We start from the raw sequence: 15,492 nt of genomic DNA on the forward strand, positions 1-15,492 counted from the left end.
GATATCTTGTAAAATAAGAGAGGTTATTAACAGCGTTTCTTATAGTTGCGGTAAGTAGTAAGAAGTAGAACAAGCGAAGAGCCGGGAAAAAGTGGCAAAACCACTTCCCGGCTCTTTGTGTTTCCAGAGGATTTGCATGTTTACCGAACAAGCATGAATCACAAAACATGAAATCCGAAAGGGGAACCACAGATTACACAGATTGCACAGATTGCACAGATTAAAAAATTCGTCACAGCTTACAATTGTCTCCTGAAATATGCTAAATTATGACGGTTTCTTTTTCCCCGTATGATTGGCAAGATTGATGCATTTAATACCTTTTGGCCTCCATGCAGGAGAGATGACTCCTTTGTGGTGGTAGCGATTCAATAGCGTGCCGGAAGTGATGCTGAATTCCCCGTAACGGTTGTTTATCTCGTCCATAACACGCACAACTTTTTGCTTTGTCCTTTCTGCCGGAAAAAGGGGTATTTGTGTATAATCCTTGTGCAGGTTGCTTACGCATACTCCTAGTAACCGTACCGGGTGGCAAGGCCTGATAGCATTCAATATATCACAGGCAACGAGATAAATATTTAATCCGTCATTTATTGACGTTCCGATGGTTTTCCTTTTGCTAAGGGTGCTGAAATCCGAATAGCGGATGGTGAGGGCTACCGTTCTGCCGGAATACCCCCCTTTGCGCATTCTCCGGCCAACCATTTCTGACAATTGAAGAATAAGTCTTTCAATGGTTTCCTTATCGCTGATGTCTTTTTCAAGGGTCATGCTGTGGCCTACCGATTTTGCGTCAGATTCTTTTTCCGACGGTATTACGGGACTATCATCAATCCCCTGCGCTATGAGTGCCAAGCGTTCGCCGATAATGCCGAATGTGTGTTTTAACTGCGTTACCTGTGCCTGCCCGAGTTCTCCGCATGTGGTGATTCCAATAGAGGCCAGGTGTTTTGCCAGTTTTGGACCGATTCCCCAGAGGTTCTGTACCGGTAAGTTTTCCAGCAATGAACGGACGTCTTTTTCTTTTATAATAAAAAGCCCGTCGGGTTTTTTCATGTCGCTGGCAAGTTTTGCCAGGAGTTTGTTTGGGGCAATGCCGATGGAGCAGGTCAATCTTCCAAGGTGTTTGTGGATATCCTGTTTTATTTTCTTTGCAATATCCTCTGCGCTATTAAAAAGAGGAATAGAACCGGCAATATCAAGGAATACCTCGTCGACAGAATATACTTCAATAACGGGGGTGTAGTGCGAATATATCTCTACGAGCCTGCGGCAGGTATCTGTATAGCGGCCGGTATTACCTTCCACCAGTATAATATGAGGACACAGCCGTTTCGCCTCGTATTTAGTCATACCCGTTTTGACGCCGTATTCCCGTGCTTCATAAGAAGACGTGGTAACGACCGTTCTTTCATTGGAACCGACCACCGCAATGGGTTTTCCCCGCAATGATGGGTTTATCTGCTGCTCAACGGAGGCAAAGAAGGCATCCATGTCGATATGCATAATGGTTCTTTGTGAGCCATTGACCTGTGAGGGTTTCACCTGAAAATACTCCTGGAAATCCTTATGGCAACGCTTTCGTACCTTAACAAATTATAATTATAAAGCATAAAATTCAAAACAAATCCAAAACATCCAGCAATGCAAAGCAAAAAATAAGAAAAATACGCTCATTTAGCATTTCAAATCATTTTGTCATTACGCTCTCGCCTTTAAGTGTCTCAATGCCGTGGTTTCTTGTATGCGTAATGCCTGTGCTATTTGCTTTAGAGTACAGCCTTCGCTAGTCAATAATACAGCCGTTATCCGGTCACATATTCTACGATCTCTTTCGGTTTTTTGCTGCTCTTCCGTCTTTTGCTCTTCGGTTAGGGTTATTTTCATAGGTCGGTAGTTTAACATAATAAAGAAGCTATCAACATTGAATTTTCAATCCGTTTGAGTATATACGTTTTAAAAACTCTTCTAACCATTTTAACTCTTTTAACGCATTGGTGCTTTGTGCCGTGCTCAATTTAGAATTAAAGTCATTAGTCAAATTATTGAAATTAATCAGGCTTGTTTCGTGTCTAGTACTCCGGCAGAGGTAACAGTTAAATATTTTGTCAAAAAATGCAAAGAAATTCCCGGGAAGGTAGTAAAATCATCATAATTACCGTGCTTTTGTTATGTGATTCCGGCCTTCAGACTAATTAAAAAATGACTTGAACATAAAAATAGTTTGTGGTAGAATCCCTTAGATTTTTGTGTGTTTTGAGGTGGTTACCTTGTAGTGAAAACACTATATTGTCATCTATCGTTGTAGCGGATGTAGTTATGGGTTATAGAGCTTTTTAGACGTTGCGTATACCGTTCAATGATTAATACTATTGTAATTTAGACGCTAATTGTTTTATATAAAAGCAGCAGATTTCATTAAACAAAATTTAGGAGGTATCTATGGCGCGGTTGAAGCAGTTGATAGAGTTTATTAAGCGAAGAAAAAAGCTGGTAGGCTTCTTCACCATAATTGTTCTAGTTGTTTTTTTCGTTACGTTAAATAAAGTATACCACTATTCAGAGACAAATGAGTTTTGTGCAAGCTGCCATGAAATGGATATCCATTACGAATCCTTTATGGCGTCTAAACATAATAATGAACATGTCGAGCATTGCCACGCATGTCATGTGGGGCCTGGGCTGAAAGGTTACGCACACGCAAAGTTAAGCGATGGAACGCATGATTCCTTAATGCATTCATTTCAAGCCTTTTCCGACGGTTCGCTCATTGAGGTTGCCGAAGACAGCTTAGAGATAATAAATGACAATTGCGAACGTTGCCACGAGGAAGGGTTTACAAAAGACAAGACCCATATTGAGTTTGTTTCAAAGAGTAGCAAGCGTAGTAAGGATGGCCGGGAACTCGAAAAATTAATGTGTACCGATTGTCATTTAGGCGTTGCGCATCCGCACATGCCAGGAGACCTTTACGAGCTTTATGCCGAGAAAAAGGTGAAGCCCTATGGCAAATATAAAGAAACGGATTGTTTTGCATGCCATAAGATAGCTACTCCCGATGTTGTAAAGCAATGGACTGGAAGCCCTCATGCTGCAAAAGGGGTTACCTGTATTAGCTGTCATGGCGATGACCATGGGCATATCGCGAAGCAGCACGGTCGTGTGTCGGCCAGCGCTTGTGGAGAATGCCACATGTCTCAATTTACAGAATTCCAGGAAAGTTCTCACCTGCAGGGACGTACGGTGGCATTTGGCGGTACGTATGATGTGGTTACTACAAGGCAGCTTGGAATGGAAGGATGCAGAGAGTGTCATAAGCTGGGTTTAACGTATGAAGACGACAGGGTTGGTGGAAGTTGCAATGCATGTCACGGAAGCCATAAATTTTCTACCGCCGAAGCGAAGGCTTATGATGCGTGTGAAAAATGCCATGTTGGCGGGCCGGAACATTCCCAATTAGATTCAAGCGAAAATTCCATTTTTGGAAAGGTGCAAAAGATGCGTAATCAGAGATTAATCTCTAATGATCTGGTGAAATGTCAGACATGTCATGGTCCTAATAAATCCCATAATTTTAATAAAATATCAATCCCTCAGGAAATCGATGTGCTACTTTTCGGGGGGCACGGGTTAGTAAAAGTACCGGAAAAACATTAATAGGTTTACATGTTAAATCTTATTCAAATTAGTCACGAAAAATCCCACCCTTATAAAGGTGGGATTTTTTATTATACGGCTTACTTTTTTATATATATAAGATACAATATATCAGTGTTTTACCCGTTTTTTTCTACATTTGGGGGGGATAATTATGGGAAAAAATATAGTTCAAAAAATTTTAAGTTCACATCTTGTTTCCGGCAGACTAAAGGCAAAAACCGAGATTGCGATTGTTATTGATCAAACCCTTACACAGGATGCAACAGGTACAATGGCATATTTGCAATTTGAAGCAATGGGGCTGGCGAGAGTTAAAACGAAGCTATCGGTGAGTTACGTTGATCATAATATGCTGCAGGCCGGATTTGAAAACTTTGATGATCATTTGTTTTTGCAAAGCTTTGCAAGCAAATATGGCATATACTATTCCAAACCTGGAAATGGTATTTGCCACCAGGTACACCTCGAACGTTTCGCAGTGCCTGGCGGAACGTTGTTGGGTTCCGATAGCCATACGCCTACTAGCGGCGGGTTGGGGATGCTTTCTATTGGGGCGGGCGGACTTGACGTTGCAATTGCAATGGCCGGAGGACCATTTTATTTCTCAATGCCGGAAATTGTATTGGTAAAACTCTCAGGGGCCTTGTCCCCCTGGGTTACAGCAAAAGATGTAATCCTTGAATTATTAAGAAGACTTACGGTAAAAGGCGGCGTCGGAAAAATCTTTGAATATGGCGGAGAGGGAGTCAAAACGCTTACGGTAACAGAACGTGCAACTATTACTAATATGGGCGCTGAGCTTGGCGCCCTTACCTCAATTTTCCCTAGTGACGCTCAGACAAAAAAATATTTAAAAATGCAGGGGCGGGAAGATGTTTGGCAGCCTTTAAAGGCGAGCGCAAACGCACAGTATGACGAAGTGGTTGAAATCGATCTTTCATCCCTGGAACCAATGGCAGCGCGGCCGCACAGTCCGGATAACGTATGTAAGGTGAGAGAAATCCAGGGGACAATGGTACATCAGGTTTGCATAGGCAGTTGCACAAATTCATCTTATCACGATTTAATGGTAGCAGCGGCAATGTTAAAAGGGAAAGAAGTTCATCCGGACGTCAGCCTAACCATCTCCCCCGGATCACGGCAGGTACTGGAAATGATATCGAAAAACGGGGCATTGACAGATATAATTGCCGCCGGGGCAAGGATATTGGATGTTGCTTGCGGACCATGTATCGGAATGGGACAAGCACCGCCTTCGGGAGGCGTCACTGTCCGGACATTTAACAGAAATTTTGAGGGACGAAGCGGAACCCATGACGCAAAAGTATATCTGGTAAGTCCGGAAACCGCGGTCATTACTGCAATAAGAGGTGTGATTAGCGATCCAAGGGATTACGGCATGCCCATTACCATTAAAGATCCGAAAACATTTTTAATAGATGACAGCATGATAATCCCCCCTTCTGAAAATCCTGCACAAATAACCATAATCAGAGGACCTAATATTAAACCTTTACCTAAAAAAGAACCCATGCCGGATACGTTGCATGGCGAAGTCCTTTTGAAACTAGGGGATAATATCACCACCGACCACATTATGCCGGCAGGCGCCAAGGTCTTGCCCCTGAGATCAAATATTCCCGCTATTTCAGAATTTGTGTTTGAAAAAGTTGACAAAGAGTTTGCAAAACGGGCAAAAGAAAAAGGCGGCGGTTTTTTGGTCGGCGGCATAAATTACGGACAAGGTTCCAGCAGGGAACATGCAGCGCTTGCCCCGATGTATTTGGGTGTGAAAGCTGTTATTGCAAAATCTTTTGCGCGCATTCACCGGTCAAATCTAGTTAATTTTGGCATATTGCCATTAACCTTTACCGATGAAAATGATTACCTTGTGCTGGACCAGGGAGATAGTTTAGAATTGGTGGATATTAAGAAGCAATTAAAACCCGGTGGCATTCTTGTTGTTCATAACCGAACAAAAAATAAGGAAATCAAGGTAACGCACCTGTTATCATCCCGCGAAATTGATATCCTTTTCGCAGGAGGCCTGTTAAATTACCAGGCACAAAAAAATTAACCTAATATAAAAGTGCATTGAATTCAATAACGCATTGCCTTGTTAAAATATTAATTCATCTCCATTTTGCGAGGATATTCGTGCTGAATATCTCATCTTTTCATTCAAATACATTGTAATACACTATGCGTATCTCTTTAACAAAATATGGCATAAGGGAACTTGTGCTTTTTGGCATACCCTGCATTGCCGGAATGTATTTTTCCATTATTCTTTTCCCCTGGGTCGTGACGATTCCCTTGTTTTTTTTGTTATTCCTGCTTAATTTTTTTCGGGATCCCGAACGAATCACACCGCAAGGCAAGGGACTTGTCATTGCTCCGGCGGATGGTGTTGTCACGCATATTATTCCTGTTTTTGAAGAACATTATCTGAAATGTGACTCAATAAAAATAAGTATTTTCATGTCAGTCACCAATGTTCATGTTAATCGTATACCGGCGTATGGAACCGTGGAATTTATCAAACATATCCCCGGTAAATTTCTGGATGCCAGGGATGACGAATGTTTCAGTAGTAACGAAAACAATGTGGTTGGGTTATCGCTGGCAGAAAAGAAAGGGAACATCACGGTAAAACAAATTGCCGGCAGGATTGCCAGACGTATTGTATGTGCCTGCAAAATCGGCGATGTTATGCAGCAAGGCGAGCGTTTTGGCATGATAAAGTTTGGCTCACGGGTAGAAGTATTCGTTCCCAAAACCATTCCGTTCGAACCAATGGTAACGGTAGGTGAAAAAGTAACCGCCGGGATAACAATATTGGGGAAAATGTACGGGAATGGCGCCTCTGCGGCAGAATAAAACCCGTACTTTTTTATCGAAATTTATTTCATACTTTTTGTCATTCTTTCTATTATAAGACGCCGTTATGTTTACCGGAATTATAGAACATCTGGTTGTGGTAAATAAACTCTCCACTTCTCCACACGGAGCAGAATTGTTTTTAGATTTGGGAGGTTTTTACGATAATCTTGTAATTGGCGAAAGTATTTCCGTAAATGGTGTATGCCTTACCGTAAAAACAATCCATGGCAATGTGGTTAGTTTTGATGTTTCAGATGAGACGCTAAAAAAAACTACAATAGGGTTGTTACGAAGCAGGGAAATGGTGAATATTGAGAGAGCGCTAAGGATTGGCGACCGGCTGGGAGGACATTTTGTAACTGGGCATGTGGACGGCATTGGCACGATAAAAGAAAAGAAACACATTGCGGAGCAATGTCTCATAACTTTTTCAACGGATAAGAGATTTACCGGCATGTTGATTGAAAAAGGTTCCGTGGCAATAGACGGCATAAGTTTAACAAATTTTGAGGTAAAAGAACTCGCTTTCTCCGTGGCCATCATTCCCCACACACTTGCTTCAACCACGTTGGGTTATAAAAAACCGGGCGACAATGTAAACATTGAAATAGATATGATGGGAAAATGGATAAATAAACTTTTAGAAAATAATTTTGCAGGGAAAAAGAGTGTTCTTACCATGGATAAGTTAATAGAACAAGGTTTTGCATAATAAAATGAATGCCTTGCATATAAATAAAAAACCAAAACTGCTTATTGGCATTACCATGGGGGACCCTTGCGGTATTGGACCGGAAATCATTGTCCGTTCCCTCGCATCTTCCGCATTAAAACGTGCTGCAAACTATATAATAATAGGGAATCAGGCTGTATTAGACAGTACGGCGCAATCTTTAAAAATCCCCTTTCGATACCGCGTTGTTTCACTTGAGACGGATATAGAGCGCGTATCCACTCCAATATCACTGCTATCTTCTGAACATTTTGACCTCAATCTTATAAAAAAAAGGCTCCCCACGGCGGAAGGGGGAGAATTATCTTTCCAATGGATAAAAAAAGGCATCGACCTTGCCTTACAGGGAAAAATCAATGCCCTCGTTACAGCGCCGATATGTAAAGAAGCTATTCACATGGCAGGCTATCAATATCCCGGCCATACGGAAATATTACGTGACCTCTCGAAAGTAAAACGCGTTGTGATGCTTATGATTGGCGGTTCGTTAAGGGTTGCCTTTGTTACTACCCATATTGCCCTGCATGAGGTTTCTCAGAGTATTACGGTTAAAAACGTTCTTGAGACAATTACCATCTGCAATACATATCTGAAAAAATATTTTACTCCAAGAAACCCAAGGATAGCCGTTTGCGGCGTTAATCCCCATGCTGGTGAAGAGGGGATTTTTGGAAATGAAGAAAAAAATATTATAGTCCCTGCGGTAAAAAAGGCAAAGAAACTAGGCGTCGAATGCTACGGCCCGGTTTCCGCAGATACCGTGTTTTATAAGGCGTTAAAGGGTCGGTACGATTTGGTGGTATCCATGTATCATGACCAGGGCGCAATCCCTTTGAAACTGCATGCCTTTGAAACAGGAGTAAACATTACACTGGGAATTCCGTTCATCAGGACATCGCCTGACCACGGCACCGCCTACGATATTGCAGGCAAAGGCATTGCAAACCCTGATTCAATGAGGGAGGCAATAATGACGGCAATAATGATGGCAAAATGTGAAGGAAAGGTGTAACTTCTCAATAAGTTGTGGCAGGAGGTAGTAAAAAAACTACCGCCTACCATACTAATTTTATTTATGTTTAGTAACTATTCAGCGTAAACCATTACACGACGCCTGGCGGGTTCAGGTTTGCAACCCAATGTCATTAAGTTAAGCAGCCTGCCATAAAAGTTCCCCTTAAAAAAGGGGGATAAAGGGGGTTGTTTTTTGATCAAATATCCTTAACTTAATGACATTGGGTTGCAACCTGAACCCATGAGTTTATGCGTATAATGGGGCAATGTACTCCGGCAAAATTCCAATGCCCAAATCACAAAATCCCTGTTTGGAAGCTGGAATTTATTTGTCATTTGTTCCCCTAATAAAAAGCTGGATTTAAAGTATAAAACGTTTGGTTCAGGTTACAAACCTGAACCCGCGCATGTAGTTTCCAGCGCCATTACGTTTCCGAAAAGGAGTTTGGGAGCGAGTTGTGCTCCGGTAGTTTAATAGATTACGCTGAATAGTTACTATGTTTATCCGGATAAACCCGTGTCATATTGTTGCGGGCCATAGGAATATTCTATAAGAGGATACCACGCTGGAAGAAAATACTATTATTCCTCACACACCGGACTTTTTACGGAAACTCTTTGCCAGAAAAGGCGTCGTTCTCAATAAAAAGTACGGGCAGCACATTCTTATTGACCAGAATATCCTCTCTTACATTGCCAATAGTGCTTCTTTGCAAAAAGACGATGTGGTATTGGAAATTGGGACGGGAACAGGAAGTTTGACAAGGTATCTGGCGGAAAAGGCGTGCCATGTATTCACGGTGGAAATCGACAACAAACTCTTCGATTTATCCTCGGAAATTCTCAAATTTTATAAAAACATTACTATTATTAACGCCGACATATTACAATCTAAACACAAACTCAATGCGGAAATCGTTACGAGGATATCCGGCTGGCTTGCAACAAATAATCATACTGCCTTCAAAGTAGTTTCCAACCTCCCCTATAACATAAGCACACCTGTTATTATTAATCTTTTGGAAAGTGACCTGCCAATCAGCCTTATGGTACTGATGTTACAAAAAGAAATTACCGAGCGTTTGACAGCCGCTCCAGGTTCCAGGGAATATGGAATCCTCTCTGTTATTACGCAACTGTTTTCGGAAGTTGAACTCATGAAAACATTGCCGCCGGAAGTATTCTGGCCAAGGCCGGAAGTATCTTCCGCTATCGTAAAAATGTCTGTTCACCGGGCAAAATATGCAAACAAAATAACCGATTATCCATTCTTTATAAAAATCATTTATGCCATATTTACGTCAAGACGCAAAACACTGCTGAACAGCATTGAAAAATTGAAACTGCCAGGCGTTTCAAGAAGTGAATTGAAACGAATACTTGCTGCCATGCAGTTGAACGAAAACATTCGGGGAGAAATGTTAGATCCGGAACAATTAATCCATTTAACAGAGACTCTCTTTCAGATAATATCCCGTGCTAACACTCTTACCTTTTGAAATGTGTCGCTAAAAACAAATAGCTAGTACGAAAAAAGGGACAGGTCTAAAACCTGTCCCTTTTTTCGGCAAATATACATCTTTAAGCAGTATTACAAATCCTTAACCCCAGTGCCTTTAAACCTTTTCGACACACCAAGTGTGGAAAATTTGTTTTTGTGAGTTGTCAAATGCAAAATGTACTTTAACTGACTTTTACAGAGATCTGCTTCGGACGTACCTCTTCTTTTTTCGGAAGCGTAATTTCAAGAACGCCATTTTTGCACTCTGCGTTTACTTTCTCCATGTCTACAGAAGCGGGAAGCTCTACGGAACGGGAGAATCTGCCATAGCTTCTTTCCATACGGTAATAGTTTTTCCCCTTTTCTTCCTTTTCTTCTTTTTTCTCTCCCTTTATGATTAAATTATTATCTTGTATTGAAATGTTAACCTCTTTTGGGTCTATACCGGGAATCTCAGCTTTTACGACAACGCTTTCGTCTGTCTCTGCAAGGTCGATGCTTGGAGACCACGTTCCGGCTTCCTGACCGAACCCTGAAAAGTCCCAACCCCTAAAGAATTGGTCAAACATGCGATTTATCTCGTTCTGAAGAGATGATACATTCGTCCACTTCATTAAGTCCTTAGCCATAGAATATCCTCCTATAAAAAAACCAGTAAAGTAAAATTACTACTGGTACTTCGCGCAATATTCGTGCCTAATAGTATGGTTGGTGGGTGTGACAGATATAAGTCTTTTGGAAATCAAACATTGTGAATCAGGGTATATTTTAATCGGCTCAAATATGTGCTGCCATATTGACAGTAGATTTAATATTCGCAGTAAAAAACGATTGTATTGTTTCCCGGAAAAAGTATTTTTACCTTTATGCCTGCCCTAAGTGAAAGATTTCTCGTTGCTTTACTACCAGAAATGGCGAAAAGCAAAAAGACCGGAAAGACAATTACAGGTAAAAATATCTCCTCTGAAACAATCACAACTGAGGATAAAGATTGATTTTCAGACGAAATCCCTATTACGATTAATTATAAGAGCTGTGGGTTTTCATTTTATACGAATTTATAATGACAGACGGCACATATCCGCCTGATACTTATTGCTACTTACCTGGTACAACGTGCATAACCAGTATGGGCCGATCCCAGTTTCTCCAAAAGTTCCTCATCCGTATATGTCTCTATTTTTGGTGCTTCGTATTTTTGCAATGTGTTTTCTACCATTCTACACCTCCTTAGGGGTTAAATTGTCAACATCTTCTTCCCATTTTATTAAACATGTGCTTTGCCATAAACAAGTACCCATGGGTGGGTTTGTTTTGCGGTTTTTTACCCACAGCTCTTTATTAATTCACCGCTAAGAAATTATGTTATGTCGTTTTTTCTACAACACAACATGCCTTTCTTTAGGACGGCACATTAAAACATCTATTATTTACTATTTATTAGATTTGTCAATACACACAAATGGGTGTATCCGTTGGGTTGTCTGTTTTTAAAGAGCTAAGGTTCTAAACGTTAAACTATGGGTTGCAAGCCCTGAACCTGCATGAGAAACCGGAGTATCCCGGATAAGTGTGTTCTCAAAGCGATACTTCGGCAGGCTCAGCACATGGTTTGGGAACGAGCCGGGGTTCGACTGTAATGTTTACGCTGAATAGTTTACTTGAGGATAAAGATTAATTTTCCGGTGAAATCCCTATTACGATTAACTATAAGAGCTGTGGGTTTTCATTTTGAACGAATTTATAATGACAGACGGTACATCTGTCTGATACTTCTTACTATGCCCATAACCAGCATAGGCAATGAGATCGAATACGAAGATCACTCGAACTGTCTCGTACAACGTGCATAACCGGTATGGGCAGATCCCAGTTTCTCCAAAAGTTCCTCATCCGTATAGGTCTCTATTTTTGGTGCTTCGTATTTTTGCAATTTGTTTTCTACCATTATACACCTCCTTCGGGGTTAAATTGTCAACATCTTCTTCCCATTTGATTAAACATGTGCCTTGCCATAAACAAGTACCCATGGGCGGGTTTGTTTTGCGGCTTTTTACCCACAGCTCTTTTTTAATTCACCGCTAAAAAATTATGTTATGTCGTTTTTTCTCCAACACAACATGCTTTTCTTCAGGATGGCACATTACGATATTTATTATTTACTATTCATTAAATTTGTCAATACACGCAAAAGGGGGTATCCATTTGGAGATATGTTTTTCAAAGCGGTGTTTTGTTTTTTCGTAAGACCTAAACATGGGAATACTCCCTTTGTTGTTCAAGCACAAATTGCGGGCATCCAAACTATGATTCATACCTCTCTGAGGGACTCCACGATGTTCATACGTGATGCACGAAATGCAGGCAGTATGCCGCAGAAAAATCCCATAAGGAGCGCAAATGCCATTGCCTTGAGAATAATTCCCGGACTAAGCCTGAAGCGGAAGGCGAGTTCTGAAAATGTCTGAAAATTGGTTGTCGATACACTGATAAACTGCAACACGGAAGCAAAAAACAATCCGGTACATCCCCCTAAAAAACCAAGAATAATCGACTCCAAAAGAAATGCCATAAGGATATTTACTCTGCCAAAGCCCAACGCACGCAATGTGCCAATTTCTGAAGTGCGGTTCGCTACTGCCGAGTACATGGTAACCATTGCGCCAATTACCGCCCCGATTGAAAATATCGCGGTAAGTGAAATACCCAATATTCTTAAAAACTTTGCCATCATCTCGGACTGTTTTTTGTAATAATCTACTTCAATCATCGCATCGAAGGTCAACCGCGGATCGTTTTCAATACGGCGTTGTAATTTCTGCAAGGAAGCATCGTCCTGCGCGCGAAAAATAAGAGATGAATATGCGTTTCTTCGAAAAGCCTGCATAAACTGATTGGCGTCTCCCCATATTTCAGAACTGAACCCGGTATCGCCCGCGTCAAAAATCCCTACAACCTTCCATGACCGCATTGCAAAAAATATCGAATCGCCCAACCCTGCATTTTTAAACCGTTTTGCCACGCTATTTCCTACAATTATTTCTGATGTTCCCATAAGAGGCAGCCTGCCTGCCGAAAGTTTTACCTGGGGCCGCATATCGACAGAGGCATTGCCAATCCCACGGATAACAACATTTGCAGAACTGCTGCTTCCTTTTTTTTGAAGAGTAATTAAAACCACCAGTTCTTTTGCAAACACCCTGCGCCCGTTTTCATCCAATGCCACTTCCGGCTGCGTTTCAATAATAGACGCCTGATATCTTTCGATGATGCTTTGCACCTCTGTAGACGAGGACTTTCTAAGCACAACAATATTATTGTATGACCCTGTTTCGATAAGGGTTTTTTGCAGTCCTTCTGCGAGCATAATGATTGCGGCAAAGACGAATACAACCAGCGCCATGCCTGATGCGGTTAGCGCGGTAGTCACCCGGCGGGTCAATAAATTGCGAAAACTATAAAAAAAAAGGAGTCTCATTTCACCCTATCTTTCTCAGCCCTTCGGATATTCGCACACTCATTGCCCTCCACGCAGGAAGTATGCCGGCAGATAGACCTACGATTATGATAACAACCGCATCCATAAAAATAGTTTTTCCGGTGATATTAAATACCGGGAAATAAGTCCCTACGGCATTTGAAAATGCAATAGCCGCCGGATATGTTGCAGATATGCCCAGTATCCCTCCGATTAGTGTAATCATCATAGACTCCCCAATGATAAGCGTAGCAATATATCCGCCTGAAAAACCTATGGTTTTAAATATCGCATACTCCGCAGTGCGTTCGCGCACAGACATTACCATAGTGTTTGCGACAACAATGAGAATAATCACAATAATCACAAATGAAACCAGTTGAACCGCTTTAAGGATGGCTTCGCTCATGGCTACAAATCCGAGTTGAAATGCCTTTTCCGTTTCGGTAAGCGTTTCCGCCAGTGAATTTTTAAACATAGCATCAATAGCCTCTGCAATGCCGGCGGCATTTTCGGGTCTATCGATGCCAATAATATAAAATCCTACATTATCTGCTGAAAAGGGTCTCACCTTCTTCATTGTTTCATTAAAATAATCCCAATGGAAAAAGAACATGGTCTCGTCCACATTTTTATGTTTCCCCTCATAGACAGCGCTTAAGACAAATTCCCATTTCCCCGGGTAAATGGTGCCAACCAATGTAATGCTATCCCCAACTGCCCAGCCAAATCTGTCGGCCAATTTCTTTCCAACAAGGCAGCCTTTTCTGTTTTTGAGGAACGAAGTCGTTTCATTTTCAGATATTTTGTATTCGGGATAGAGTTTAAGATATGAGACGGGTTCCACGGCGAAGTTTGCGAAAAAGTCTTTTTCATCTTTATAATATCCGCCAAACCAATTGCCATAGGAAACTATTTTGACGCCATCGGCAGAGCGGATTTTTTCGCGATAGGAAAGCGGTAGACGGAAAACAAGCGATATTGAATTCCTCGTGACTAGCCGGTTTGCAGATGAAGCCGCAACCCCGGCATACCATGCGTCAATTACGGTGTGAAGTAATCCATAGGCTAACACGGCGATTGCTATGCCCGCTATGGTTAAAACACTGCGGAGTTTATGCCTGAAGGCGTTACGAATGAGAATCTTGATCATCATTGCTCAGGACTCCCTTGTCAAGATGCTTCATGTTATGCGCCCTGTTTCCCGCCCAGGGATCATGGGTTACCATGATAATGGTTTTTCCCATATCCTTGTTTAAACGATCCATAAGCTCAAGCACTATTTCCGCAGAAACCCTGTCCAGGTCTCCGGTCGGTTCATCGGCGACAAGTATCGCCGGGTCTGTTACGATTGCCCTCGCAATCGCAACCCTCTGTTGTTGTCCTCCGGAGAGTTGGGAAGGATAATGCCGCAGCCGGTCTTCCATATTTACGGCTTTTAAAGCGGTATACACATGTTCTTTTCGTTCTCTGCCGGAAAGGCTGGTGAGGATAAGGGGCAATTCAACATTTTCATATGCCGTAAGAACTGGAATGAGATTGTAAAACTGGAAGATAAACCCCACATTAGCAGCGCGCCACCGCGCGAGTTCGGATTCTGATAACATGGCGATATCTATGCCGTCTACTTCTATCGAACCGGCGTCTGCACGATCAAGTCCGGCAATAAGGTTCAGGAGCGTGCTTTTCCCTGAACCTGAAGGCCCCATAAGCGCCAAATATTCGCCTTGTCCGATATTCAGGGAAATGTCTTTTAATACGCTTATTACCTCGTTTCCCCTCTTATAGGTTTTTGTCACATTTTGAACAGATACCATCGAATCAAATAGTCAAACAAATAAGGTTTTAGAAAGATGTATAATGTAACTATTCAGCGTAATCTATTAAACTGCCAAAGCACAACTCGTTTCCAAATTCATGTTTGGGAACGTAATGGCACTGGAAACTACATTCGCGGGTTCAGGTTTGCAACCTGAACCAAACGTTTTATACGTTCAATCCAGCCTTCTGTTAACAGAACAAATGACAAATAAATTCAAGATTCCAAACAGGGGATTTGGGCATTGGAATTTTACCGCAGTACATGGCCTTATTATACGCATAGGTTCAGGTTGCAAACCAATGTCATTAAGTTAAGAAATTGGTTTATAAGGGAAAGCAAATATTTTTTTGCGTGGTTGAATATTTCTTGGAAATTTTCTTCCATTTCTTATAGCAGAATTG

General features: G+C 41.6%; 12 protein-coding genes and 1 pseudogene. 6 read left to right on the plus strand and 7 right to left on the minus strand.

Annotated features, from left to right (window positions below):
* Window positions 1-267: 267 nt before the first annotated feature.
* The gene (gene dinB, locus ABJL82_RS15555) at window positions 268-1,545 is read right to left on the minus strand and encodes a DNA polymerase IV (protein ID WP_347275623.1); all 1,278 of its coding nucleotides are present in this window, start codon (window positions 1,543-1,545) and stop codon (window positions 268-270) included.
* Window positions 1,546-1,731: 186 nt separating this feature from the next.
* Window positions 1,732-1,887, minus strand: a pseudogene (locus ABJL82_RS15560) (IS630 family transposase); the annotation flags it as partial.
* Window positions 1,888-2,442: 555 nt separating this feature from the next.
* Between ABJL82_RS15560 and ABJL82_RS15565 the strand changes: the two are divergent.
* From ABJL82_RS15565 to rsmA, 6 genes are all read left to right on the plus strand, one after another.
* The gene (locus tag ABJL82_RS15565; protein ID WP_347275624.1) at window positions 2,443-3,657 is read left to right on the plus strand and encodes a NapC/NirT family cytochrome c; all 1,215 of its coding nucleotides are present in this window, start codon (window positions 2,443-2,445) and stop codon (window positions 3,655-3,657) included.
* Window positions 3,658-3,811: 154 nt separating this feature from the next.
* Complete coding sequence (locus ABJL82_RS15570; protein WP_347275625.1) at window positions 3,812-5,737, plus strand: aconitate hydratase; 1,926 nt, start codon at window positions 3,812-3,814, stop codon at window positions 5,735-5,737.
* 125 nt (window positions 5,738-5,862) lie between these two features.
* The gene (locus tag ABJL82_RS15575) at window positions 5,863-6,540 is read left to right on the plus strand and encodes a phosphatidylserine decarboxylase family protein (protein WP_347275626.1); all 678 of its coding nucleotides are present in this window, start codon (window positions 5,863-5,865) and stop codon (window positions 6,538-6,540) included.
* A gap of 67 nt (window positions 6,541-6,607) precedes the next feature.
* Entirely contained in the window at window positions 6,608-7,255 is a 648-nt protein-coding gene (locus ABJL82_RS15580) for a riboflavin synthase (RefSeq protein ID WP_347275627.1), read from the plus strand.
* Between the two features lie 4 nt (window positions 7,256-7,259).
* Window positions 7,260-8,288: a 4-hydroxythreonine-4-phosphate dehydrogenase PdxA gene (pdxA, locus tag ABJL82_RS15585; RefSeq protein WP_347275628.1), complete on the plus strand. Its 1,029-nt coding sequence runs from the start codon at window positions 7,260-7,262 to the stop codon at window positions 8,286-8,288.
* A 586-nt stretch (window positions 8,289-8,874) separates the two neighbouring features.
* Entirely contained in the window at window positions 8,875-9,789 is a 915-nt protein-coding gene (gene rsmA / locus ABJL82_RS15590) for a 16S rRNA (adenine(1518)-N(6)/adenine(1519)-N(6))-dimethyltransferase RsmA (protein ID WP_347275634.1), read from the plus strand.
* Window positions 9,790-9,973: 184 nt separating this feature from the next.
* Here the strand turns inward: rsmA and ABJL82_RS15595 are convergent, their stop codons facing one another.
* The 5 genes from ABJL82_RS15595 to ABJL82_RS15615 all read right to left on the minus strand — a co-directional run bounded on the left by ABJL82_RS15595 (window position 9,974) and on the right by ABJL82_RS15615 (window position 15,086).
* On the minus strand, window positions 9,974-10,420 hold the full coding sequence (locus ABJL82_RS15595) for an Hsp20/alpha crystallin family protein (protein WP_347275629.1): 447 nt from the start codon (window positions 10,418-10,420) through the stop codon (window positions 9,974-9,976).
* 1,193 nt (window positions 10,421-11,613) lie between these two features.
* Window positions 11,614-11,739, minus strand: a complete 126-nt coding sequence (locus ABJL82_RS15600) for a hypothetical protein (RefSeq protein WP_347275630.1) — start codon at window positions 11,737-11,739, stop codon at window positions 11,614-11,616.
* 363 nt (window positions 11,740-12,102) lie between these two features.
* Window positions 12,103-13,269, minus strand: coding sequence for an ABC transporter permease (locus ABJL82_RS15605; protein ID WP_347275631.1), 1,167 nt, complete (start codon window positions 13,267-13,269; stop codon window positions 12,103-12,105).
* A gap of 1 nt (window position 13,270) precedes the next feature.
* Window positions 13,271-14,425, minus strand: a complete 1,155-nt coding sequence (locus ABJL82_RS15610) for an FtsX-like permease family protein (RefSeq protein ID WP_347275632.1) — start codon at window positions 14,423-14,425, stop codon at window positions 13,271-13,273.
* Entirely contained in the window at window positions 14,400-15,086 is a 687-nt protein-coding gene (locus ABJL82_RS15615; protein ID WP_347275633.1) for an ABC transporter ATP-binding protein, read from the minus strand. Before ABJL82_RS15615 ends, ABJL82_RS15610 begins: the two co-directional genes overlap by 26 nt.
* Between the last annotated feature and the right edge of the window lie 406 nt (window positions 15,087-15,492).

The organism is Candidatus Kuenenia sp., assembly GCF_039794105.1.
In the GTDB taxonomy this organism is placed as follows: Bacteria; Planctomycetota; Brocadiia; order Brocadiales; family Brocadiaceae; genus Kuenenia.

What these genes read in the sequence shown, in the direction of transcription:
- ABJL82_RS15565 (WP_347275624.1), top strand. Translation starts at nt 2,443, where the DNA reads ATGGCGCGGTTGAAGCAGTTGATAGAGTTTATTAAGCGAAGAAAAAAG.
- ABJL82_RS15570 (WP_347275625.1), top strand. Translation starts at nt 3,812, where the DNA reads ATGGGAAAAAATATAGTTCAAAAAATTTTAAGTTCACATCTTGTTTCC.
- ABJL82_RS15575 (WP_347275626.1), top strand. Translation starts at nt 5,863, where the DNA reads ATGCGTATCTCTTTAACAAAATATGGCATAAGGGAACTTGTGCTTTTT.
- ABJL82_RS15580 (WP_347275627.1), top strand. Translation starts at nt 6,608, where the DNA reads ATGTTTACCGGAATTATAGAACATCTGGTTGTGGTAAATAAACTCTCC.
- pdxA (WP_347275628.1), top strand. Translation starts at nt 7,260, where the DNA reads ATGAATGCCTTGCATATAAATAAAAAACCAAAACTGCTTATTGGCATT.
- ABJL82_RS15595 (WP_347275629.1), bottom strand. Translation starts at nt 10,420, where the DNA reads ATGGCTAAGGACTTAATGAAGTGGACGAATGTATCATCTCTTCAGAAC.
- ABJL82_RS15600 (WP_347275630.1), bottom strand. Translation starts at nt 11,739, where the DNA reads ATGGTAGAAAACAAATTGCAAAAATACGAAGCACCAAAAATAGAGACC.
- ABJL82_RS15605 (WP_347275631.1), bottom strand. Translation starts at nt 13,269, where the DNA reads ATGAGACTCCTTTTTTTTTATAGTTTTCGCAATTTATTGACCCGCCGG.
- ABJL82_RS15610 (WP_347275632.1), bottom strand. Translation starts at nt 14,425, where the DNA reads ATGATGATCAAGATTCTCATTCGTAACGCCTTCAGGCATAAACTCCGC.
- ABJL82_RS15615 (WP_347275633.1), bottom strand. Translation starts at nt 15,086, where the DNA reads ATGGTATCTGTTCAAAATGTGACAAAAACCTATAAGAGGGGAAACGAG.